A 20,925-nucleotide genomic window follows, 5' to 3' on the forward strand; every position below is an offset into this window, starting at 1 on the left:
CCGCCGCCGCCACGCCATCGATGAAACAGTTAGGGCCGGGCGGGCGCCCCGCCCGGCCGCCGCGGGTGCCGGAGGAGGTGACGGGTGCGGGTCCGTCCGACGACCCCCGACGCGCTCGTCGCGCACGTGGTCGAGCGTGTGCTCGAGCTCCCGGGACGACGACGGGTGCTCGTCGACGGAGCCGGGGTGCTCGGGCCGGCAGTGCCGGCCGACGCGCTGGTCGAGCCGCTGCGCGCCGCGGGGCGGCCCGTCGTGCGCGTGCACGCGGACGACTTCCTGCGGCCCGCCTCCCTGCGGTACGAGCACGGCCGCGAGGACCCCGTCGCCTACCTCGAGGACCGGCTCGACGCCCGTGCGCTCCAGCGGGAGGTGCTCGGGCCGTTCGCCGTCGACGGCGCCTACCTGCCGTCGCTGTGGGACGCGCGACGCGACCGCGCCACGCGTGCCGCCCCCGTGCGGGCGCCGCAGGGCGCGGTTCTCGTCCTCGACGGCGAGCTGCTGCTGGGCCGGTGGCTCGACGCCGACCTGACCGTGCACCTGACCGTGCGCCCCGACACGCTCGCGCGCCGGCTGGGCCCGGAGCGCGCCTGGCAGCTGCCCGCGTTCGCGCGGTACGAGGACGAGGCGACGCCCCAGGACGTGGCCGACGTCGTCGTGCGCGTCGACGACCCCCGGCACCCCGCCCTGGTCGAACGGTGACCCCCCGCTCGACCGGCCGTCCGCGCGGACCGGGCTAGGCTCGACGGACAGGGAACGACAGCCGGGAGGCGCACCACGTGGCAGGTCTGACGGTCGGGTACGCGGCGATGCTGGAGCAGTTCCACCCGCGCGAGGCGGTGGAGCTGTCGGCGTACGCCGAGCAGCACGGGTTCTCCGGCGTGATGGCCGCGGACCACTTCCAGCCCTGGGTGCCCGCCCAGGGGGAGTCCTCCTTCGTGTGGAACGTGCTCACCGCCGTCGGCGAGCGCACCACGGGTGACATGGGACCGGGCGTCACGGCGCCGACGTTCCGGTGGCACCCGGCGATGGTGGCGCAGGCCTCGGCGACGCTGGCCGCGATGTACCCCGGGCGGCACTGGCTCGGGCTGGGCTCCGGGGAGGCGCTGAACGAGCACGTCGTCGCCGGCTACTGGCCGGAGGCCCCGGAGCGGATCAACCGCATGTTCGAGGCCATCGACATCATCAAGAAGCTGTTCACGGCGTCGCTCGCCGGCAAGGACGTCAAGCACGCCGGTCCGTTCTACAAGCTCGAGTCGACGCGCCTGTGGACCATGCCGGAGGTCGCCCCGGAGATCCTCGTCGCGACCGCCGGGCCCGTCACCGCCAAGCGCACGGGCCGGCACGCCGACGGCATCATCACGGTCGGCGCGCCGCTGGAGAAGATCTCGGGGCTGTTCGGCAAGTTCGCCGAGGGTGCCCGCGAGGCCGGCAAGGACCCCGACACGATGCCCAAGGTGCTGCAGCTGCACCTGTCGTGGGCGCCGACGGACGAGCAGGCGCTCGCGAACGCCATGCACGAGTGGCCCAACGGCGGCATGAAGTTCCCCAAGGCCGACATCCGCTCGCCGTTCGACTTCGAGCAGATGGCCAAGCTGGTGCGCCCGGAGGACTTCGACGGCCGGATGGTCATCTCGTCCGACCCCGACGTCCACCGCGCCGAGATCCAGAAGTACGTCGACCTCGGGTTCGACCGGATCTACCTGCACAACGTCGGCCGCAACCAGCGCGAGTGGATCGAGGTCTTCGGCCGCGACGTGCTGCCGAAGCTGACGCGGTGAGCGTGGGCGAGCTGCTCGTCTGGGCGCCGGACGGCATCCGCGAGGTCGTCCCGGGGGACGACCTCGTCGCGCTGCTCGCCGCCGGGCTGCGCGCGGACGCCGCCACGTGCCCCGACCACGCGCTGCGGGACGGCGACGTCGTCGTGGTGACCAGCAAGGTCGTGTCGAAGGCCGAGGGACGGGTGGTCTGTTCCGACGACCGCGAGCGCGCGATCACGGACGAGACCGTGCGCGTCGTCGCGACGCGTGAGCACGCGGGCGGCGTCACGCGGATCGTCGAGAACCACCTCGGGCTCGTCATGGCCGCGGCCGGCGTCGACGCGTCGAACACGCCCGAGGGCACCGTGCTGCTGCTGCCCGTCGACCCCGACGCGTCCGCCCGGACGCTGCGGGCCGGCCTCGCCGACGTGTTCGGCGTGCGGATCGGCGTGCTCGTCACGGACACCGCCGGTCGGCCGTGGCGGCAGGGCGTCACCGACCTGGCCATCGGCGCGGCGGGCGTCGAGGTGCTCGACGACCTGCGCGGGCAGCTCGACACGTTCGGTCGCCCGCTGACCATGACCGTCGCGGCCGTCGCCGACGAGATCGCGAGCGCCGCCGAGCTCGTCAAGGGCAAGGCGTCGGGCCGCCCTGTCGCCGTCGTGCGCGGTGTCGGTCACGTCGTGACCGACGACGACGGGCCGGGCGCGCGCCTGCTGGTGCGCACCGGGCCGGACGACATGTTCCACCAGGGGTCGGCCGAGGCGTACGCGCAGGGGTGGAAGGACGCGCTCGAGCGCCCGGGACGGTGACCGGGCCCGTGGCCGACGAGGTCGTGCTCGTCGTCGACGCCGCGAACGTCGTGGGCTCGCGCCCGGACGGCTGGTGGCGCGACCGCGCCGGCGCGGCGACCGCGCTGCTGGGGCGGCTGGCCGGACTCGTCGGGGTCGGCGCGACGGGTCCGGGCGGCGATCCGGTACGCGTGCTGCGCGTCGAGGTGGTCCTCGAGGGCCAGGCGCGCGGTGCGTCGGACCCGGGTGTGCCCGGTCTCGTCGTCCACCTCGCCCGGCGCGACGGCGACACCGAGGTCGTCGCACGGGCTGCGGCTGCCGTACCGGCGGCGCTCGTCGTGAGCGCTGACCGCGGACTGCGCGCACGACTCGGCGACGCGATGGTGGCAGGTCCGGGGTGGTTGCTCGCGCTGCTCGACCGGACAGGCGGCGGATGAGGCGCTGACGTCACGTCGTGAACCGGTCGCGGCCCGCCGCGTGCCGTCCCGAGCGTGAGCCGCGCCGTGCCGCGCGAGATGGCAGCCGAACCTCTCGTCGGGGCGCTCGTCCGGTACGGACCTTCGGCCGGACCTCGGTGTCGCGGATGGCGGCGCGGCTCAGGGTGCTGCGCGTGCGTCGGGTCGGCCGTGCCCGTGCTGCGTGGCGCCCAGGAGGACCGTCTGCTCGCGCAGGGTGGTGATCATGCGACCGAGGTACTCGACGATCGCGGCCTGCTGGTCGGGCGTGTACTCGGCGAGGAGGCCGCCGAGCGCCCCGCCGAGACGCGTGAAGGCCTCGGCGAGCTCCGGGTTGGTCGAGGGCACGGCGCGGATGATCGCCCGCCGCCGGTCTGCCGGGTCCGTCTCGCGCAGCACGTGCCCGCCCGCGGCCAGGCGTCCGACGAGGCTGGTGATCGCCGCACCGGTGAGGCCGGTCCGCCGTGCGAGCTCGGTGGCGCTGAAGGGTCCCTCCCGCTCGATGAGCTCGAGGGTCTTCAGGTCGCCCGCCGACAGGCCGACGCGTGCGGCGACCGCCTGGTGGAAGAGGACGACGGCGCTGCTGAGCTCGCGGCCGAGGTCGGGACTGCTTGACACTGGACCTTCCAATCACTTAGATCAATCGTAGTAATCACTACGCCCGATCTAAGTACATCAGGAGGCTCGGCATGGATGCCACCGAGGCGATCGACGTGACGATGAGCGGGATCGAGGCATCCTGGTCCGCGGGGGACGCGCGGGCCTTCGCTGCGCTGCACGCGCCGACGGCGACCTACCTCGCGTTCGACGGCACGCTGATGATCGGACGGCACGAGATCGAGAGCGGGCACGCGCCGCTGTTCCGCGGGATCATGCGCGGCTCGCGGCTCGTCAGCTGGGACCGTCACGTGCGGCTGGTCTCGCCCGACGTCGCGGTCGCCACGCAGAAGGGCGGGATCATCATGCGGTGGCAGGGCGACCGCGCGACGCCGTCGGCGAAGCGGGTCTCGGCGAACACGACGGTGCTCGTCCGCGACGGGGACCGGTGGGTGGTGACGGCGTTCCAGAACACCCGGTACCGGCCGTGGGCGCAGACGCTGGTGGGCCGGGTGATGACCCGGTCGACGCGATGACCGCCGTGTCGCGCCACGTGCGCGGCGTCGCGGACCTGCTGGGCTCGGCGGCGGCGTTGTACCTCACGGCGCCGCTCCTGCTCGGGATCGCGGTGGTGCCGGCGGCCCTGCGCAGCTACCAGCTGTACAGCGGCGACCTCGACGTCCTGCTGGAGCTGGTGGTCGAGCTCCTGCGCGTGGTCCTGGTCGTCGCCATGGTCGTGGTCGGCCGGCGGTGGCGCGGTGTCGCGGGCCACCCGTGGCGGCAGGTGCGGGCCGACGTGGCCCACGCGTACCGCGTGGGCTGGTTCGGCATCCTCGTCCGGCTGGGCGTGGTCACGGGCGCCGCTCTCGCCGTAGGAGCCGGCGTCGAGGCGGTCGTGACGGAGTCGTCGGTGCGTACCGTGCTGAGCGCCCTGGGGCTGGACGGCGCACCTGCACGGCGCGTGGCTGTCTCCGTGACGTTCGCCGTCAAGAACGTCGTCGTGATCCCGGTCTACCTCGCGGCCCTGCTCATCGCGAGCGGCGCGGTCCCGGCGCCGCCGGGAGCGGCGGCCGAGGATCGTCAAGGCGCCGACCGCGGCGCGGACGGCCCGTCGTCTCGAGGCTCGTGACCTTCACTGTCCTGGACGACCTCACGGCGAGGCGCGACGTGCTGGCGGAGCCCTTCGCCGTCCGGGCGGACACTGCGCGCCCATTCCTCGAGCGTGCCGCCGGCATCTACCGCGGGTTCCCCGGTGAGCCGGACGTCGTGGCGCTGTACCTGTGGTTCACCCTGTGGCCCAGCGCCGAGAACCTGCCGCGGGTCGAGGCGACCGCCGTGCACGAGCTGCACCACAACCTGCGCGACGCGAGCCGGGTGTGGGAGCCGGCGACCGCACGGGTGCGGGCTACGCCGCGGGCAACCGCCCGGTGGACGCCGTGGCCCGGCCGTAGACCAGTCGGCGGTACAGCCACTCGGCCGGCCCGCGCCGCCCCGCGGCCTCGAGAGCGACCGCGACGCCGACGGTGACCAGCCAGACGCCGATCGCCCACGCGACCACCTGCGCCGAGCCCATGCCCCGTCCGAGCCCTCCGGCCCACGCGGCGAGCGGGAGCACGAAGAGCACCGACTGCAGCAGGTAGCACGTCAGCGACCGGGTGCCGACGGCCCGCAGCGCGCGGCCGACGGGCCCGAGCGTGGCGGTCGTCGTGCCGCGGGCGGCGACGACCCAGCCCACCAGCGCGGCGAACGCGACGCCACCGGCGGCGCCGGTGACCTCGTGCAGGATCGCCGACCCGATCGCGTCGCCGGTGGACGGGTCGCGCAGCCGCGCGACGGCGGTGGCGAACGGCACGGCACCGAGCACGCTGACGGTCAGCCCCACGACCGCCGTGCGGCGCAGCAGCCGGACGTGCTCCGCGGGGCGCTCGAGGACCGAGCGACGTGCACCCCACATGCCCAGGAGCACGAGCGGCAGCGCGATGAAGGCGCCCAGCGGTGCGCCGAACAGTCCGCTGAGTGCCCGCGTCGCCAGCGCCGCGAGGGGCGACTCCTCGACGGGGATGACGAACGGCTCGCCCAGGAAGACCTCCTGGAGCACGATCGCTCCGTTCATCGCGCCACCGACGACCCCGGAGGCGACCAGCACGATCGCGGACGTGACGAGCAGCGCGCGGTCGGACGCGCGCACGAACGTCACCGCGAGCAGGCCGGTCAGGCCGTAGGCGCCGAGGATGTCACCCTCGAACAGCAGCAGCACGTGCACGGCACCGAAGGCGACGAGCAGCGCGGCGCGGCGCAGCAGGTCCGCGCGGCACGCGGGCCACGACACCCACGCGGCAGCTCGCCGGCGCACGACGACCCCGATGCCGTAGCCGTACAGCAGCGCGAACATCGGCATCGTGCGCCGGTCGACGAGCAGCGAGACCACGCCGTCGACGGCACGGTCGAGCGTCGAGGAGTCGAGCGGACGCAGGCCCAGACCCACGGCCCCGCCCGCGAGGTGCACCACGGCGTTGGCGACCGCGATGCCCAGCAGCGCGAGCCCGCGCGCGACGTCGGGGGCGACGGCCCGGCTCGCGACCGGGACGGGCCCGACGCGTGGCGGAGGCGGGAGCGGGACCGGCGCGGCGTGGGGCAGCACGGCGGGAGGCGGCGTCGTCACGGGTTCATCCTGGCGTGACCGGCGGTGTCGGCGCGTCGGTCTCGCGGACGGGCCGGGCATCCGTCGCGCGACGGAGGCGGGCAGCGGCGCCGGTGGCCCGGGTGCGACGAGGTGTGTCAGCGCGCGGCCTTCGCCGCAGCCTTGGCGGCCCGCTTGGTCTCCCGGACCTTGCCCAGCGACCCGGCGTCGCGGACGTCGGCGATGGACCGGAACTCGTCGTCGCCGTACGCGCCGGCGGCCTCGCGCCACCCCGCGGGCTGCACGCCGCGCTGCTTGCCCAGCAGGGCGAGGAAGATGCGGGCCTTCTGGTCCCCGAAGCCGGGCAGCGCCTTGAGGCGGCGCAGCACCGTCGGTCCGTCCGGGTCGCCGTCCGTCCACAGCCGCGTGACGTCGCCGTCGTACTGCTCCACCACGGCCCGGGCGACCGCCTGGATGCGACCGGCCATCGACCCGGGGTAGCGGTGCACCGCCGGCGGTGTCGCGCACAGCGCGGTGAAGTCGTCGGGGTCGGCCTCGGCGATGCGGTGCACGTCCCAGCCGCCCATGCGGTCGGCGATCTTCGCGGGACCCGCGAACGCCGTCTCCATCGCCACCTGCTGGTCCAGGAGCATGCCGACCAGCAGCGCGAACGGGTCGTCGTCGAGGAGCCGGTCGGCGGCCTCGTCACCGGTCATCCAGAGCCTGGAGGTCATGGCCCCATTGTGGCGCAGCACCCGGCGGTCGCGGGCGTCACCCCCGCCGCGCGGCGAACGACAGCATCGTGGGGATCGTCGCGAACCAGCGCTCGTCGTCCGTCCACGCGTGCTCGGGGACGTGACGCGTGGGGAGGGACGGCGGCTCGTCCAGGTCGACGAGCACCAGGCCCGCGTCGCGCAGCCGCTGCACATACCAGGACAGCGGCCGGTGGTAGTGGCGGTGACCGCCGAACCCGTCGATCCACCGCTCCTCGTGCTGCAGGTAGCCCGTGACGCGGCGGTGCCGCTCGTCGTCGTACACGGGCTGCTGGTGGAAGAACGCGGGGTGCAGGAGCGTCGCGATCAGGACCCCGTCGTCCGTCAGGAGCGAGGCGACGTCGGCCAGCACGCGGTCGAGGACCGGCAGGTCCATGAGGACCATGTGGCTCACGACGGCGTCGAACGGCCCGGGTGCAGCGCCCGGGACGCCCGCGGTGAGGTCCGCGACCTCGAACCTCAGCGTCGGGTGGTCGGCCCGCGCCCGCGCGACGAGCTCGGCGCTGCCGTCCACGCCGAGGACGCGCGCGCCGCGTTCCGCGAGGATCCCGGCGAGCCACCCGTGCCCGCAGCCGAGATCCAGCACGCGCGGTGCGCCGGTCGGCAGCCAGCGGTCGAGGAACGGCGCGAACCGACGCCAGAAGGAGTCGTCGGGGCCTCCCACGGTCGTCGCGTAGGTGCCCGCCACCCGGTCCCAGGCAGCGAGGTCGGCGACCGAGGCCCCGGCCGTCGGTGCAGCGCGCGGCGGTGTCGGCGTCGTCATGCGCCCATCGTGGCGTCCGCCGTCGCGCGGGCGCGGGACCGGCACGCGGTCCGGGTGTGGACGAACCGGACATGACGGTCGTCCGGCTCGCTACTCTCGGCGGGCTCCGAGGCCGCTGCGGACCGGCGCCGGAGCTGCCCGTGACGGGCGGACGACGAGCAGGGGAGGGACGTGCGCACCCGACTGACGTACCGCCGCGCCGCCCCGGGCGGTGCCGTCGACGTGGACGTCGTCGTCACCGCCGACGCCGGTGCCATCGTCGCCGACGTCGCCGACGCGCTGGTCCGGGCCGAGCGGGCGGCCGGGAACGTCGTGACCGGTGAGGTGACGCTCGCCCTCGCGCCGCCGGACGGGGGCGCCCCGCGCACGCTGCCGCGTCGGGCCGGGCTGGCCGAGGCGGGGCTGCGCGCCGGGTCGACCGTGGGCCTGACGCCGGCGGACGAGGGGGCGCCGGGGACCGGCGTCGCGCCGCAGGACGCCCACGCACGCCTGACGGTCGTCAGCGGGCCGCAGGCAGGGCTCGAGGTGCACCTGCCGCGGGGCACGACCACCGTGGGCCGCGGGCCGCACAGCGACGTGCGGCTCACCGACCCCCTGGTCTCGACGACGCACGCGCGCGTCGTGGTCGGCGACACGGTGGAGGTCGTCGACGCCGGGTCGTCCAACGGCGTCGTCATCGGCTGGGGCCGGGTGGACCGCGCGACGGTGGGGCCGCGGGACTACGTGGTGCTGGGCGAGACGATCCTCACGCTCACACGCGTGCGCCCGGCCGACGGGTCGGGCGACGGTGCCGCCGTCGTGGCGTTCAACCGCTCGCCCCGCGTCGTGCCCGTGCACCCGGAGCGGACGGTGGAGGCGCCCGCGCCGCCCGAGCCCGGGCGTCCGGGCCGCTTCCCCGTGGTCGCGCTCGCCGCCCCGGTCGTCCTCGGCGCCGTGCTCTACGCGCTCGTGCCGCGCCCCACGACACTGGTCCTCCTCGCGCTCAGCCCGCTGCTCCTGATCGCCGGCTGGGTCGACAAGCGGTTCTCCGAACGTCGCCGGCTGCGGGAGGAGACGGCGGCGTTCCGGGCGTCGCTCGCGGCCCTCGAGCAGGACCTCGCCGCGGGCGCGCAGGACGAGCGGCGCGTGCGGCTCGGCGAGCTGGCGTCGACCGCGCAGGCCGTCCGCGCCGCGCGCGACCTCGGCCCCACCCTCTGGTCGCGGCGTCCGCGCGACCCGGCGTTCCTCGCGCTGCGCCCGGGGGTCGGTACGTCCGCGTCGCGGACCACCGTGCGGCTGCCCCCGCGGGGGCGGGCGGGTGCCGAGCACTGGGCGATGGTGGAGGCGCTGCGGGACCGGTTCGCCGACGTCGACGGCGTGCCCGTGGAGGTCTCGCTGCGTGCCGCGGGAGCCGTGGGGGTCGCCGGCCCGCGGGCGGAGGTCGACGACGTCGCGCGCGCCCTCGTCGCGCAGCTGGTCTGCCTGCACGCGCCCTCCGAGCTCGTCGTGACCGGCCTCGCGTCCTCGTCGAGCCGCGACCGCTGGGACTGGCTCAAGTGGCTGCCGCACGTCGCGTCGCCGCACAGCCCTCTGCTCGGGCCGCACCTGGCCGCGGACCCCACGACGTCCACCGCGGTCGTGACGGCGCTCGAGGAGCTGGTCGCTGCGCGGCGTGCGCCCGGGCGGCACGGCGAGCAGGCGCAGCCCGCGGTCCTCCTCGTCGTCGAGGACGACGCGCAGGCCGAACGCGGGCGCCTGGTCCGGCTCGCCGAGGACGGCCCGGACGTCGGCGTGCACGTGCTGTGGTGCGCCGCGCAGGTCGAGCAGCTCCCCGCCGCCTGCCGGGCGTTCCTGGCGGTCACGGCGACCGGCGTGCGGGTCGGGCGGACGGGCGACGGCCGCTGGGACGACGTCGTGTGCGAGCGGCTCGACGTCGCGGCCGCCACGGACCTCGCCCGCCGGCTCGCGGCCGTCGTCGACGACGGCGCCCCCGTGGTCGACGAGTCGGACCTGCCGCGCAGCGTCGGCCAGCTGAGCCTGCTGGGCGCGGAGGTCGCCGACGATCCCGAGGCTGTCGTCGCGCGCTGGCGCGAGACGGGGTCGATCCTCGCGCGCACCGGCACTCCCGTGCGGCGCCGCGGCGACGCCGGCCTGCGGGCCGTCGTCGGCCAGGGGTCGACCGGTCGGTTCGTGCTCGACCTGCGGGCACAGGGGCCGCACGCGCTGGTCGGCGGCACGACGGGATCGGGCAAGAGCGAGTTCCTGCAGTCCTGGGTGCTGGGGCTGGCCACCGCGCACAGCCCGGACCGTGTGACGTTCCTGTTCGTCGACTACAAGGGCGGCGCGGCGTTCGCGGACTGCGTGGACCTGCCGCACGCCGTCGGCCTGGTCACCGACCTCTCGCCGCACCTCGTGCGGCGCGCGCTGGTCTCGCTGCGCGCCGAGCTGCGCCGCCGCGAGCACCTGCTGCAGCGCAAGGGTGTCAAGGACCTCCTGGCGCTCGAGCGGTCGGGGGACCCGCAGACCCCGCCGTCCCTGGTCATCGTCGTCGACGAGTTCGCCGCGCTCGCCGCGGACGTGCCGCAGTTCGTCGACGGCGTGGTCGACGTCGCGCAGCGTGGCCGGTCGCTCGGTCTGCACCTCGTGCTGGCCACGCAGCGGCCCGCGGGCGTCATCAAGGACAACCTGCGCGCGAACACCAACCTGCGCGTCGCGCTGCGGATGGCCGACGAGGCCGACTCCGCCGACGTCCTCGGCACGCCCCTGGCCGCGGGGTTCGACCCGGCCGTGCCGGGCCGCGGCGCCGTGCGCACCGGCCCGGGGCGGCTCGCGCTGTTCCAGGCGGGCTACGCCGGCGGCCGGTCGCGCACGACGACGCCGCGGGTCGCCGTCGGCCTGGAGTCGCTCGAGTTCGGGCCCGGCGAGCCGTGGGACGTGCCGCTGGCCCCCGACGGCGTGCCCGTCGACGACGACGGGCCGACGGACCTCGCGCGGACCGTGCGGAACCTGCGGGCCGCCGCCCGCGCCGAGGCGATCCCGCCACCGCGGCGCCCGTGGCTGCCGGAGCTCCCGGCCGTCCGGGCGCACGAGGAGGTCGTGGACCCGGGGCAGACGGGGCTCGTGCTGGGCGTCGTGGACCGGCCGGCGCGCCAGGAGCAGCACCCGTGGGTGTGGGACCCCGACGCGGAGGGGTCGCTGGTCGTCCTGGGCACGAGCGGGGCGGGCAAGTCCGCGACGCTGCGCACCCTCGCGGTGAGCGCGGCGCTCGGTGCCCTGGGCGCCGGGGGGCCCGTGCACGTCCACGGCCTGGACCTCGGGTCCGGCGGGCTGGCCATGCTCGACGAGCTGCCGGTGGTCGGGTCCGTCGTCGACGGTGCGGACACCGAGCGCGTGCAGCGGCTGATGCGCACGCTGCGCGACGCGCTCGACGAGCGCGCGACCCGCTACGCGGCCGTGCGCGCGGGGTCGCTGACCGACTACCGCGCGTTGACCGGACGGGCGGACGAGCCGCGGCTGCTGCTGCTCCTGGACGGGCTCGCGGCGTTCCGCGAGGCGCACGAGGCGGACCCCGGGCGCACCGGCGCGTGGTCGGTGCTGCAGCGTCTGGTCGCCGAGGGCAGGCCGCTGGGGGTGCACGTCGCGATGTCCGCCGAGCGCCCTGGCGCCCTGCCCACGTCGCTCGCCGGCAGCGTCGCGCGGCGCCTCGTGCTGCGCCAGGCGGACGAGGGTGCGTACGGCGTCCTCGACGTGCCCAGGGACGTGCTCGGGCCGGCGTCGCCCCCCGGGCGCGGCGTCTTCGCCGGTGAGACCGACGAGGTCCAGGTCGCCGTGCCCGGCGGGCGCGCCGCACCGGCCGAGCAGGCCGCGGCCGTCGCGGCCGTCGCGCGCAGGCTGCGCGCGGCGGGCGTCGCGGCGACGCCGCCGGTGCGACGGCTGCCGACGGTCGTCGCCGCGTCGAGCCTGCCCGCCACCGTCGACGGGCTGCCGGTGCTGGGCGTCGCGGACGACACCCTGCAGCCCTGCGGGTTCGCACCGCGCGGCACGTTCCTGCTCGCCGGCATGCCGGGGTCGGGCCGCACGACGGCCCTCGTCGCCCTCGGTGACGCACTGCGCCGCGCACTGCCGGCCGCCCCGCTCTACTACGTCGGGGCGCGCCGCTCACCGGTGCGGGAGCGGGTCGCGTGGACGGCGACCGCCGGCACGCCCGAGCAGATCGCGACCCTCGCGCGGGACCTGCTGCCGGAGCTGGGTGCGGCACCCGCCGACGGCGCGCCGGTCGTGCTCGTCGTGGAGGCGATCGCCGACCTGCTCGGCGGGCCGGCCGAGCAGGCGCTGACGGAGGCCGTGCGCACGGCGCGGCGCAACGACCACTTCGTGCTCGCGGAGTCCGAGACCAGCACCTGGGGCTCGTCGTGGCCGCTGGTGGCCGAGGTGCGCAACGGGCGACGCGGGCTCGTCCTGCAGCCGGACCACCTGGACGGGGACGCGCTGTTCCGCACCACGTTCCCCCGCACGGGGCGCGCCGAGTTCCCTCCCGGTCGGGGCGTGCTGGTGGAGCACGGGAGGCTGCGCCGCGTCCAGCTGCCCGTCGCGGACTGAACGCCGCCGGGGACACCCCGGGGCTGTGGACGAACCCGGACGAGTCGTGACGAGAAGGGCTAGCGTCGGCTCCGGTGCGCGGCACCGGCGGCCGGGGGCGGACCCCGCCGGACCAGGAGGCAGGGGAGAGCCACATGGCCAACATCGACGTCAGCTACCAGGAGATGCGGGACGCGGCGACGCGCCTGACCGCCGGGCAGGACGAGATCACGAACCGCCTGGGTGAGCTGCGGGCCTTCATCGAGTCCCTGGTCTCCTCCGGGTTCGTGACGGACCAGGCGTCCGTCGCCTTCGGGGAGTCGTACCGGCAGTTCACGCAGGGCGCGACCGACACGGTCTCCGCGCTGACGTCGCTGGGGGAGTACCTGCGCGCGGCCGCAGCCACCCTGGAGGACGCCGACGCCCAGCTCGCGGCGGGCCTGCGCGGCTGACCACGATGTCCGCACGCCTCGTCGACGGCACCGGGCGGCTCGCCGGGAACGTTCAGCACACCGGCTGCCTCGGCGAGGCGTGCGGGCGCGTCGGTGGCACCTCGGCCGCGCTCGACGACGCCATCGCGGCGAGGCCGCGAGGGCCGGTGTGACGCGGCCCTCGGACTGGTACCCGCTGGCGGTGACGGACCCGGTGGCGGGGGACCCGCAGCGGGTGCGCGCCGCAGGCGAGGAGTACGCGGCCGTGGCGCGGCAGATCGAGGCTGCGGTCGGCGAGCTGCGGGCCATCGCGGCGGCGGAAGGTGGGTCGCTGGCGGTCGACGAGGTGCGGACCAGGGCCGCGCGACTCGCGGCCACGATCGAGCGGGCGCACGGTCGTTACGCGGTCACCGGCGAGGCCCTGCTGACGTACGCCGGTGCGCTGGCGCACGCACAGGAGGCCTCCCTGCGCGCGCACGCCCGGGCGGTGTCGGCGTTGCACGCGCAGGACGAGGCGTTGGTGAGCGTCGCGTGGTGGACGCGCTTGGCGGAGCGCGCCGCCGATCCGGCGGTCCGCGACCAGTACGTGGCGTCGGCCGAGGACGCGCGGGCCGACCTGCTGGCGGCCGACGCCCGGCTGGACCGGGCGCGGGCGGACCTGCGTGTGGTGGTCGCACAGGTGGACGGTGCCGTCGACGCAGCGCGCGCGACGATCCGTGGGGCGACGGTGCGCGACGACCTGCACGACACGGCCGGGCAGGAGGTGGGTGGGCGCGCCGACGAGGGCAGGTCGGCGGTGTGGAGCAGCGCGGACGAGATCTCGGCGGGTTCGGCGCTGCTCTCGGTGGTGCTGCGCCGGATGTCGGCGGTCGACGTCTCGCTCGGGGCGTCGATGACGGTCGCCGAGGTGCTGACGCACTCCCGGGACCCGGCGGACGCCCCCACCGGCCGGTCGGGCGACGACGCCCCGGGGCTGTGGACGAACCCGGACGAGTCGTGACGAGAAGGGCTAGCGTCCGCTCCGGTGCGCGGCACCGGCGGCCGGGGGCGGACCCCGCCGGACCAGGAGGCAGGGGAGAGCCACATGGCCAACATCGACGTCAGCTACCAGGAGATGCGGGACGCGGCGACGCGCCTGACCGCCGGGCAGGACGAGATCACGAACCGCCTGGGTGAGCTGCGGGCCTTCATCGAGTCCCTGGTCTCCTCCGGGTTCGTGACGGACCAGGCGTCCGTCGCCTTCGGGGAGTCGTACCGGCAGTTCACGCAGGGCGCGACCGACACGGTCTCGGCCCTGACGTCGCTGGGGGAGTACCTGCGCGCGGCCGCAGCCACCCTGGAGGACGCCGACGCCCAGCTCGCGGCCGGCCTGCGCGGCTGAGCGACGCCGTGCGGAGCGGGGTCGCCCACCGGGTGCCCGGCGCACGCCCGCACGGCTGGACCCTCGACCCGTGGCCGCACCGTCCCGGGCGCTCAGCCGGGTCGGACCAGCTCCGCGAAGACGACCACGTTCGCCTCGTAGTGCCGGACGGTCCGGTCCCACTCGCCGCCGCAGGTGATGAGGCGGAGCCCGGCGTGGTCGATGTCGCCGTAGACCGCGTCCGTCGGGAACTGGTCCTTCGGGTGCTCCTCGACAGCCGTGACCTGGAACACCGGGGCCGTTCCGTCCGTGCGGGTGACCCGGATCTCGTCCCCCACGGCGAGGTTCGCGAGCTCGTAGAACACCCCGGGGCCGGAGGCCCAGTCGACATGGCCGGCGATGACCGCGGGGCCGAGCTCACCGGGTGTCGGCGCGCCGTCGTACCACCCGGCGGGGAAGCCTGCCGGGGGAACCTCCAGGGTGCCGTCGTCCTGCAGGCCCAGCCTCATCAGCTCGGAGTCGACGCCGATCGCGGGGATCTGCAGGCGCACCGGGACGGAGGCCGCCATCCGCACCGGCCCGCCCGTCCGGGCCGGAGCCGGCGCGGGCACCGCGGTGACCGCTGGGGCCGTCGCGCGGGTGGCCGGGTCAAGGGCTTTCGGCGCCGCGGAGCTGCACGCGGCGGTCGTCAGGACGAGTGCGACCGCCCAGGCGGGCGCACCCGTCCGTCCCGTCACGCGGTGGGCAGCCGGCGACGGGCACGCAGTCCGGCCGCCCCGGCGACGACGGCGCCGCCGAGCAGTGCGGCCCCGTGGAGTGCGTCCCCGGTCGACCCGGCGTCGATGCTGCTGCCGTCACCGGTCGCGACACCCCCGACGGGCACACGACCGACCTGCGGGGACGAGGCTGCGTCCTCACCCGATCCCGTGCCGGGGTCGTTGCCCGGGCCCGCGTCGGGGCCGTTGCCGGAACCCGCGTCGGGGGCGGTGGTCTCGTCGCCACCCGGGACGGGGGCGGTGCTCGGGCCGGGTGTCGCACCGGGCGTCGGAGAGGCGCTCGTGCTCGTGCTCGGCGAGGCGCTCGGGGTCGGCGACGTGCACAGCGGACGGGTGACGGTGTTGGAGTCCAGCGTGACCGCGCCGTTGCGGGCGAGGACCCGGCCGTCGACCGTCGCCCCGGTGGTGAGCGTGATGGAGGTCAGCGCCAGGATCGTGCCGGTGAAATCGCTCCGGACGCCGAGCGTCGCAGAGCTGCCCACCTGCCAGTAGACGTTGCAGGCCTGGGCGCCACCGATCAGCTCGACCGCGCTGTCCGTCGCGGTGATCAGCGTCGACGGCGTCTGGAAGACGAACACCGCGTTCGGGTCGCCCTCGCCGTCCAGCGTCAGGGTGCCCGTGATCCCCAGCTCGCCGCCCGAGGAGTACACCCCCGACGTCAGCGTCAGCCCGCCGAGCTCGACGGGTGCCGCGAGCACGGGACCCTGCCCCGCGGCGGCGTCGTACGCGGTCACGAGGTCTCTCTTGGCCCGGTCCGCGACCTCGTCCGCGGCGTGGGTCGCCCCGGTCTGCGTGATCGAGCCCGCCCCGGAGATGGCCGGCGTGGGGAACGTGCCGATGTCGCCCGCAACCGTGGTGGGTCCGGTGTTCGTGATGCCGGAACCGGCGAGGATCGCGAAGCTCCCCGCCGTGGCGAGCGGCACCGGGACGGGTGCGGCCTGGGCGTTCGACGCCAGGGCGACGATGACGGCGACGGTCGCGGCGACCGCTGCCAGTGCCGCTGTGCGGGGGTGTGTGTGGGTATGCCCACGGGTTGTCGCCTTCATGCCTGTGCCCTCCGAGGATGGGGGGCGGTCCACCTCGACCGCCACCGGATTCCGACCTTATGTGCTGGCAGCGAGCCGCTGGCAACGAGGTCGCGAGCACGGCGCGGAGAGCACGTCGCGGAGCGAAGGTCCTACGCCCCGGCGGACCGCAGGTCTCTGGCCTGCGGGGACGTGCCGGCCGGCGCCGTGAGCGCGATGACGGGACGGCCCGTGCGTGGGTGCGTGCGTCGCCACCGAGGACCCCGCCGCCGGCGGTGCGCGGCGGGCCGGCCCGGGGAGGCGTGCGGACGCGGGCGTCACGGCGGCGGCGTGACCTGCCCCGTGAGCGCGATGACCGGACGTCCCGTGCGCGGGTGCGTGAGCACGTCGGCGTCCACGCCGTAGACCTCCCGCAGCAGCGCGGGGGTGAGCACGTCGGCGGGGGGCCCGGCGGCCGCGAGGCGGCCGGCGGACAGCACGATCACGTGCTCGCAGAACGCCGCCGCGAGGTTGAGGTCGTGCAGGGCGGCGACGCTCGTGACCCCGAGGTCCCGCACGAACGCGAGCATCGAGAGCTGCGCGGCCACGTCGAGGTGGTTGGTCGGCTCGTCGAGCAGGAGGACCTGCGGCTCCTGGGCCAGGGCGCGCGCGATGTGGACACGCTGGCGCTCGCCGCCCGACAGCGTCGCCCACGCGCGGTCCGCCAGGTGCGCCGCCGACGCCGCCGCCAGGGCGCGGTCGACCGCGCCCGCGTCGCCGTCGGTGCCCCACAGCGTCCGGTAGGGGATGCGGCCGAGCGCGACGACCTCCCGCACGCTCAACGGCACCGCCGCGCCGGAGTCCTGCTCGAGCAGGGCGACGTGCCGCGCACGCACGCGTCGCGCCAGGGCGTGCACCGGCACGCTCGGGGTCGGGTCCGCGGCCGCGGGGTCGCTCACGAGGACGGCGCCCGCCTGCGGCTCCAGGAGTCCTGCGACGAGCCGCAGCAGCGTCGTCTTGCCCGCGCCGTTCGGCCCCAGCAGGCCCGCCAGGGCACCCGCCGGGGGTGTGGCGTCGACGCCGTCGACCACCCACCGCCCGCCGAGGCGCGTCCCGACCCCCACCATCGTCAGCTCCACGACGCGCCCCGTCCCCGGCGCAGCAGCACCGCGAAGACGGGCACGCCGATCAGCGCGGTCACGATGCCGACCGGCAGCTCCCGGGGGTCGAACACCGTGCGCGCCAGCGTGTCCGCCCAGACCAGGAGGACCGCGCCGGCCAGCGCCGCGACGGGCAGCAGCCGCCGGTGCGCGGGCCCGGTCACCACCGAGACGGCGTGCGGCAGCACGAGCCCGACGAACCCGATGGCACCCGACACCGCGACCATCGCGCCCGTGAGGAGTGCGACGAGCGTCATCATCGTCCAGCGCGTCCGGTCGACGTCCACGCCGAGGGCCGCCGCCGCGGTGTCGCCGAACGCGAAGGCGTCGAGCCTCCCGGCGGCGAGCACCACGACCGTGCCGACCACGGCCAGCGCCGCGCCGGAGATGGCGACGGAGGACCACGTCGCACCCGCGAGCGAGCCCATGAGCCACGACAGGATCTCGCGGTACGAGTCGCCCGTCGCCGTCCAGAAGATGACGAACGACGTCGCCGCGGCGGCGAGCTGCGACACGGCGAGGCCCGCGAGCACCGTCCGTGCGGGCGTCAGGGTGCCCCCGGTGCGGGCCAGGGCGAGCGTCCCCAGGAGCGCCGCGAGGGCACCGGCGAACGCGGCGACCGGCAGCAGCAGGCCGACGCCCAGCACGAGGACCGCCACGGCACCGAGCGACGCCCCCGACGACAGGCCCAGCAGGTACGGGTCCGCCAAGGGGTTGCGCGTGAGCGACTGCATGACCGCGCCCGCCACCGCGAGCCCGGCGCCGACGGCCGCTGCCGTCAGGACGCGCGGCAGGCGCAGGTCCCACACGATCGCGTCGTGCAGGCGGGGCACGTCGTGCTCCCGCAGGCCGAGGTGAGCGGCGACGGAGCGCACCACCTCGCCGACCGCGAGGTCCGCCGGTCCGATGGTCACCGCCACCAGGAGGGTCACGACGAGGGCAACCAGTCCGGTGCCCAGCAGCAGCGTCAGGGGCGGGCGCAGCGGCGCCCGCTGACCGGCGTCGGCGCGGGCGTGGTCGATGGGCGGGCGGCCGGGCACGGACATCGGTGCGGTCAGCCTTCCGACGCCGCAGCGGTGCCGCCGTCGAGCGCGCGCACCGCGTCGGCCACGTCGGCCGCGGCCTGCGCGTTGCGCACGCCCGCCTCGGTCGCGGGGAACGGCACCACGACGTACCGCTGCTCGCGGACGGCCGTCAGCTGCGACGCGGCGGGGTGGGCGGCGAGGTAGTCCTTCTTCTTCTGTGCGGAGTTCCACGCCGAGTCCACGAGCACCAGGACGTCGGGGTCGGCGGCGACGACCTGCTCCCACCCGATCGACGTCCACGTGTCGTGCACGTCGGCGAACACGTTGCGCAGCCCCGCGGCCTCGAGCACCATCTGCGGCGCGCCGATGCCGGCGCCGACGTACGGCGTGTCCGTGCCCGACGACCACCACACGGCCGTGGCGCCGTCGACCGGCTCGACGGCGTCGAGCGTGGCCTGCTGCTCCTGCACGACCCGGTCCGCCGCCTCGGGCACGCCGAAGACGGCGCCGACCTCGCGGACCTCCGCGAACACGTCGTCGAACGTCAGCGGGTCGGGCTGGTACCCGGGGCTCTTGCAGGCGGCCGGTGACACGTACGTGGCGATGCCGAGGGCGGCGAGCGCCGGGCGCTCGCCCGCGCCGTCGGCGCTGAGGTTCGACTCCCAGCCCGCGTAGACCAGGTCCGGCTCCGCCTCCAGCAGCGCCTCGGGCCCCGGCACCTTGTCGGACAGCACGGGCACGTCGGCGACGTCGTCCGCCCACTGCTCGGGCACGGGGCCGTCGGCGAACGCCGTGCCGACGAGCACGTCGGCGAGCCCGAGCGCGAGCATCGTCTCGGTCGTCGAGGACTTGATGGTCACCACCCGCTGCGGCGGGGCGTCGAACGTGACCTCGGTCCCGCAGTTGTCGATCGTCACGGGCGTGTACCCGGCGCTCGACGCCTCGCCGGTCGCCGTCGCCGACGGGCCGGCCGCGGGGGTGCCGGCGCACGACGCGAGCACGAGGGCGCCGGCGACGACGGCGGCGGTGAGCGCCGGGCGACGCCCGTCGCGGGGCTGGGGCGGACGGGTGTCGGGGCTGTGACGGCGCGCGCGAGGCATGGTCTCTCCGGGAGGTCGCTGCCGCGCACGCCGTCGGGCGCGGAGAGGGAGGGGACGGGCGCACGTCGCGCCGCGGAGGACCGTCCCAGCACGGGGCGGTGCGACCCGACCAGAGCGACGGTCGGGTTCCGATGCGTCACCCTAGGCGCTCACCCCCGGCGCCGTGCAAGCGGGCGCCGCGGTGGCGCGCACGGAGGGGCGGCGCGCGCGGACGAAGGTCCGCACCCACCGCCCCTCCGAGGGCCGAGCCACCCGCAGCGGGTCAGCCGACGGCGCAGCTCACCGTCGCGCCCGCACCGCTGCCGGTGCCCTGGAACCCGAACGTGGTGCTCTGCCCGGCCGCGAGGCGTCCGTTCCAGCCGGCGTTCGTCACGGTCGGCTGCGCCCCGCCGGTGGACTGGCCGTTCCACACCTGCGTCGCCGACGCACCGGAGGGCAGCGTCACGGTGACGCGCCACCCGCCGATGGCGCTGCTGCCCGCCGTGACGGTGACGTCGGCGACGAAGCCGCCGGGCCAGCTGTTGGCGAGCCGGTAGCTCGCGGTGCAGCCCGCCCCGACCGTCGGCGACGGGGCGGGCGTCGGCGACACGGTCGGCGTGGGGCTGGGCGTGACGCTGGGCGTCGGGCTCGGCGACACGGTCGGCGTGACGGTCGGGCTCGGCGTCGGCCCGGGCCCGTCACCCCGCCAGGCATCGGTGAGGAACGCGGCGATCGTGTCCCAGCTCGGGTTCGGGGTGCCCTGCGTGACGGTCTCGCGGCAGCCGTCGGTGGTGCGGACCGTCTGCTGCCCGTACCGCACCGCGCTGGTGACGTCCGCGTGGCTGTGACCGGCACCGGGCACGGAGAAGAACTGGGTGTCGACGCACGCCGCCTTGAGCGCGTCGTAGAGGATCTGGGTCTGCGCGTGGGGCACGACGTTGTCGCTGAGCCCGTGCAGCAGCATCATCGGGGGGTCCTGGGCGTCGACGTACGCCAGGGGGTTGGCCTGCTGCGCCTTGGTGCGGCAGGTGGGGATCGCGCACCCCAGGAGCTGGGCCTCCGGAGCGTTCGGGCTGTCGTGGTCGATGAAGCCGCCGGGGTCCTGCTCCTTGAGCCGCTGGAAGTCGGTGGGCCCGAAGAAGTCGACGCCCGCCTGCACGGCGCTCGAGACCCCGTAGAGGCCGACCTGCCCCTCGAGGGACTCGACGCCGCCGGTCAGGGCAGCCATCGCGGCCACCCAGCCGCCGGACGAGTCGCCCATGGAGGCGAAGCGGTCCGGGTCCAGGCGGTACCTGTCGGCGTAGGCGCGCAGGTAGCGGATCGCGCCCTTGACGTCGTGGACCTGGGCCGGGAACTTCGCCTGCGAGCTGGACCGGACGCTGACCCCGGCGACGGCGATGCCGCGGGGGTTGAGCTGCTGGGCGATCGCCGCCGCACCCGACTTCCCGTCGTCCGAGGTCCACGCGGAGCCGGTCGACCAGATCACCAGCGGCCACGGGCCGGGGCCGTCGGGCACGTAGAGGTCCAGGAGGTGCCCGCGGCTGCCGGGCGGGTCCGCGGTCGCGTACGGGATGTCGGTGGTGGTCTGGACGGCCTGCGCGGGGCTGCCGAGCGCGGCGACGGTCCCCGCGGCGGCGAGCGCGATCACCCCCAGCCAGGCGGCGGCTGACCTGCGGCGCGTTCTCGGCATCACGACGGCTCCCCTCGACGGTGTGGAACGATCGACACACTGACGACCCCGCGGGTGCGACGGCCACGGCCGAAACCATTCGTGTCC

General features: G+C 76.0%; 21 protein-coding genes. 11 read left to right on the plus strand and 10 right to left on the minus strand.

Going from position 1 to position 20,925, the window contains the following annotated elements; all coding sequences use genetic code 11:
• The first annotated feature begins 84 nt into the window (after window positions 1-84).
• From NP075_RS07185 to NP075_RS07200, 4 genes are all read left to right on the plus strand, one after another.
• Entirely contained in the window at window positions 85-699 is a 615-nt protein-coding gene (locus tag NP075_RS07185) for a nucleoside/nucleotide kinase family protein (RefSeq protein ID WP_227564336.1), read from the plus strand.
• Window positions 700-806: 107 nt separating this feature from the next.
• Window positions 807-1,778: a TIGR03557 family F420-dependent LLM class oxidoreductase gene (locus NP075_RS07190; RefSeq protein ID WP_227564384.1), complete on the plus strand. Its 972-nt coding sequence runs from the start codon at window positions 807-809 to the stop codon at window positions 1,776-1,778.
• The gene (locus NP075_RS07195; protein ID WP_227564335.1) at window positions 1,775-2,569 is read left to right on the plus strand and encodes a coenzyme F420-0:L-glutamate ligase; all 795 of its coding nucleotides are present in this window, start codon (window positions 1,775-1,777) and stop codon (window positions 2,567-2,569) included. The genes NP075_RS07190 and NP075_RS07195 overlap by 4 nt, the downstream gene beginning before the upstream one ends.
• Window positions 2,570-2,577: 8 nt before the next feature.
• Entirely contained in the window at window positions 2,578-2,985 is a 408-nt protein-coding gene (locus tag NP075_RS07200) for a hypothetical protein (protein WP_227564334.1), read from the plus strand.
• A 159-nt stretch (window positions 2,986-3,144) separates the two neighbouring features.
• Here NP075_RS07200 and NP075_RS07205 read toward each other — a convergent pair whose 3' ends face one another.
• Window positions 3,145-3,621 (minus strand): MarR family winged helix-turn-helix transcriptional regulator, encoded by a 477-nt coding sequence (locus NP075_RS07205; protein WP_227564333.1) that lies wholly within the window; start codon window positions 3,619-3,621, stop codon window positions 3,145-3,147.
• Window positions 3,622-3,692: 71 nt separating this feature from the next.
• Here NP075_RS07205 and NP075_RS07210 point away from each other — a divergent pair, with 71 nt between their 5' ends.
• Both NP075_RS07210 and NP075_RS07215 read left to right on the plus strand, forming a co-directional pair.
• Entirely contained in the window at window positions 3,693-4,136 is a 444-nt protein-coding gene (locus NP075_RS07210) for an SgcJ/EcaC family oxidoreductase (protein WP_227564332.1), read from the plus strand.
• The gene (locus tag NP075_RS07215; protein ID WP_227564331.1) at window positions 4,133-4,729 is read left to right on the plus strand and encodes a hypothetical protein; all 597 of its coding nucleotides are present in this window, start codon (window positions 4,133-4,135) and stop codon (window positions 4,727-4,729) included. Before NP075_RS07210 ends, NP075_RS07215 begins: the two co-directional genes overlap by 4 nt.
• 276 nt (window positions 4,730-5,005) lie before the next feature.
• Here NP075_RS07215 and NP075_RS07220 read toward each other — a convergent pair whose 3' ends face one another.
• From NP075_RS07220 to NP075_RS07230, 3 genes are all read right to left on the minus strand, one after another.
• Window positions 5,006-6,262: a DUF418 domain-containing protein gene (locus tag NP075_RS07220; RefSeq protein ID WP_227564330.1), complete on the minus strand. Its 1,257-nt coding sequence runs from the start codon at window positions 6,260-6,262 to the stop codon at window positions 5,006-5,008.
• 116 nt (window positions 6,263-6,378) lie between these two features.
• A complete protein-coding gene (locus NP075_RS07225; RefSeq protein ID WP_227564329.1) occupies window positions 6,379-6,954 on the minus strand; it encodes an HhH-GPD-type base excision DNA repair protein in 576 nt (191 codons plus the stop codon).
• A 37-nt stretch (window positions 6,955-6,991) separates the two neighbouring features.
• Window positions 6,992-7,756 (minus strand): class I SAM-dependent methyltransferase, encoded by a 765-nt coding sequence (locus NP075_RS07230; RefSeq protein WP_227564328.1) that lies wholly within the window; start codon window positions 7,754-7,756, stop codon window positions 6,992-6,994.
• A gap of 171 nt (window positions 7,757-7,927) precedes the next feature.
• Here NP075_RS07230 and NP075_RS07235 point away from each other — a divergent pair, with 171 nt between their 5' ends.
• The 5 genes from NP075_RS07235 to NP075_RS07255 all read left to right on the plus strand — a co-directional run bounded on the left by NP075_RS07235 (window position 7,928) and on the right by NP075_RS07255 (window position 14,125).
• Complete coding sequence (locus tag NP075_RS07235; RefSeq protein WP_227564327.1) at window positions 7,928-12,334, plus strand: type VII secretion EssC family protein; 4,407 nt, start codon at window positions 7,928-7,930, stop codon at window positions 12,332-12,334.
• A gap of 134 nt (window positions 12,335-12,468) precedes the next feature.
• Window positions 12,469-12,765: a WXG100 family type VII secretion target gene (locus NP075_RS07240; RefSeq protein ID WP_227564326.1), complete on the plus strand. Its 297-nt coding sequence runs from the start codon at window positions 12,469-12,471 to the stop codon at window positions 12,763-12,765.
• Between the two features lie 5 nt (window positions 12,766-12,770).
• On the plus strand, window positions 12,771-12,917 hold the full coding sequence (locus NP075_RS07245) for a hypothetical protein (protein ID WP_227564325.1): 147 nt from the start codon (window positions 12,771-12,773) through the stop codon (window positions 12,915-12,917).
• Complete coding sequence (locus NP075_RS07250; RefSeq protein ID WP_227564324.1) at window positions 12,914-13,744, plus strand: hypothetical protein; 831 nt, start codon at window positions 12,914-12,916, stop codon at window positions 13,742-13,744. The genes NP075_RS07245 and NP075_RS07250 overlap by 4 nt, the downstream gene beginning before the upstream one ends.
• Window positions 13,745-13,828: 84 nt before the next feature.
• Window positions 13,829-14,125, plus strand: coding sequence for a WXG100 family type VII secretion target (locus NP075_RS07255; protein ID WP_227564326.1), 297 nt, complete (start codon window positions 13,829-13,831; stop codon window positions 14,123-14,125).
• A gap of 92 nt (window positions 14,126-14,217) precedes the next feature.
• Here the strand turns inward: NP075_RS07255 and NP075_RS07260 are convergent, their stop codons facing one another.
• The 6 genes from NP075_RS07260 to NP075_RS07285 form a co-directional block, all read right to left on the minus strand.
• Window positions 14,218-14,715, minus strand: a complete 498-nt coding sequence (locus NP075_RS07260) for a class F sortase (protein ID WP_227583240.1) — start codon at window positions 14,713-14,715, stop codon at window positions 14,218-14,220.
• A 122-nt stretch (window positions 14,716-14,837) separates the two neighbouring features.
• Window positions 14,838-15,926 carry an ice-binding family protein gene (locus tag NP075_RS07265; protein ID WP_227565158.1) on the minus strand — a complete coding sequence of 363 codons (1,089 nt, stop codon included), beginning with the start codon at window positions 15,924-15,926 and terminating at the stop codon, window positions 14,838-14,840.
• 296 nt (window positions 15,927-16,222) lie between these two features.
• The gene (locus NP075_RS07270; RefSeq protein WP_255630091.1) at window positions 16,223-17,011 is read right to left on the minus strand and encodes a putative F420-0 ABC transporter ATP-binding protein; all 789 of its coding nucleotides are present in this window, start codon (window positions 17,009-17,011) and stop codon (window positions 16,223-16,225) included.
• A 2-nt stretch (window positions 17,012-17,013) separates the two neighbouring features.
• Entirely contained in the window at window positions 17,014-18,090 is a 1,077-nt protein-coding gene (locus NP075_RS07275) for a putative F420-0 ABC transporter permease subunit (RefSeq protein ID WP_227565156.1), read from the minus strand.
• Window positions 18,091-18,098: 8 nt separating this feature from the next.
• Window positions 18,099-19,169, minus strand: coding sequence for a putative F420-0 ABC transporter substrate-binding protein (locus NP075_RS07280; protein ID WP_227565155.1), 1,071 nt, complete (start codon window positions 19,167-19,169; stop codon window positions 18,099-18,101).
• A 262-nt stretch (window positions 19,170-19,431) separates the two neighbouring features.
• Window positions 19,432-20,838, minus strand: a complete 1,407-nt coding sequence (locus NP075_RS07285; RefSeq protein WP_227565154.1) for a cellulose binding domain-containing protein — start codon at window positions 20,836-20,838, stop codon at window positions 19,432-19,434.
• Window positions 20,839-20,925 lie beyond the last annotated feature (87 nt).

This window comes from Cellulomonas wangsupingiae (assembly GCF_024508275.1).
Classification (GTDB): domain Bacteria; phylum Actinomycetota; class Actinomycetes; order Actinomycetales; family Cellulomonadaceae; genus Cellulomonas; species Cellulomonas wangsupingiae.

Bases quoted from the DNA above. Each gene is read 5' to 3' on its own strand.
- NP075_RS07190 (WP_227564384.1), top strand. From the start codon at position 807: ATGCTGGAGCAGTTCCACCCGCGCGAGGCGGTGGAGCTGTCGGCGTAC.
- NP075_RS07275 (WP_227565156.1), bottom strand. From the start codon at position 18,090: ATGTCCGTGCCCGGCCGCCCGCCCATCGACCACGCCCGCGCCGACGCC.
- NP075_RS07265 (WP_227565158.1), bottom strand. From the start codon at position 15,926: ATGAAGGCGACAACCCGTGGGCATACCCACACACACCCCCGCACAGCG.
- NP075_RS07230 (WP_227564328.1), bottom strand. From the start codon at position 7,756: ATGACGACGCCGACACCGCCGCGCGCTGCACCGACGGCCGGGGCCTCG.
- NP075_RS07245 (WP_227564325.1), top strand. From the start codon at position 12,771: ATGTCCGCACGCCTCGTCGACGGCACCGGGCGGCTCGCCGGGAACGTT.
- NP075_RS07280 (WP_227565155.1), bottom strand. From the start codon at position 19,169: ATGCCTCGCGCGCGCCGTCACAGCCCCGACACCCGTCCGCCCCAGCCC.
- NP075_RS07210 (WP_227564332.1), top strand. From the start codon at position 3,693: ATGGATGCCACCGAGGCGATCGACGTGACGATGAGCGGGATCGAGGCA.
- NP075_RS07285 (WP_227565154.1), bottom strand. From the start codon at position 20,838: ATGCCGAGAACGCGCCGCAGGTCAGCCGCCGCCTGGCTGGGGGTGATC.
- NP075_RS07255 (WP_227564326.1), top strand. From the start codon at position 13,829: ATGGCCAACATCGACGTCAGCTACCAGGAGATGCGGGACGCGGCGACG.
- NP075_RS07215 (WP_227564331.1), top strand. From the start codon at position 4,133: ATGACCGCCGTGTCGCGCCACGTGCGCGGCGTCGCGGACCTGCTGGGC.
- NP075_RS07270 (WP_255630091.1), bottom strand. From the start codon at position 17,011: ATGGTGGGGGTCGGGACGCGCCTCGGCGGGCGGTGGGTGGTCGACGGC.
- NP075_RS07225 (WP_227564329.1), bottom strand. From the start codon at position 6,954: ATGACCTCCAGGCTCTGGATGACCGGTGACGAGGCCGCCGACCGGCTC.
- NP075_RS07240 (WP_227564326.1), top strand. From the start codon at position 12,469: ATGGCCAACATCGACGTCAGCTACCAGGAGATGCGGGACGCGGCGACG.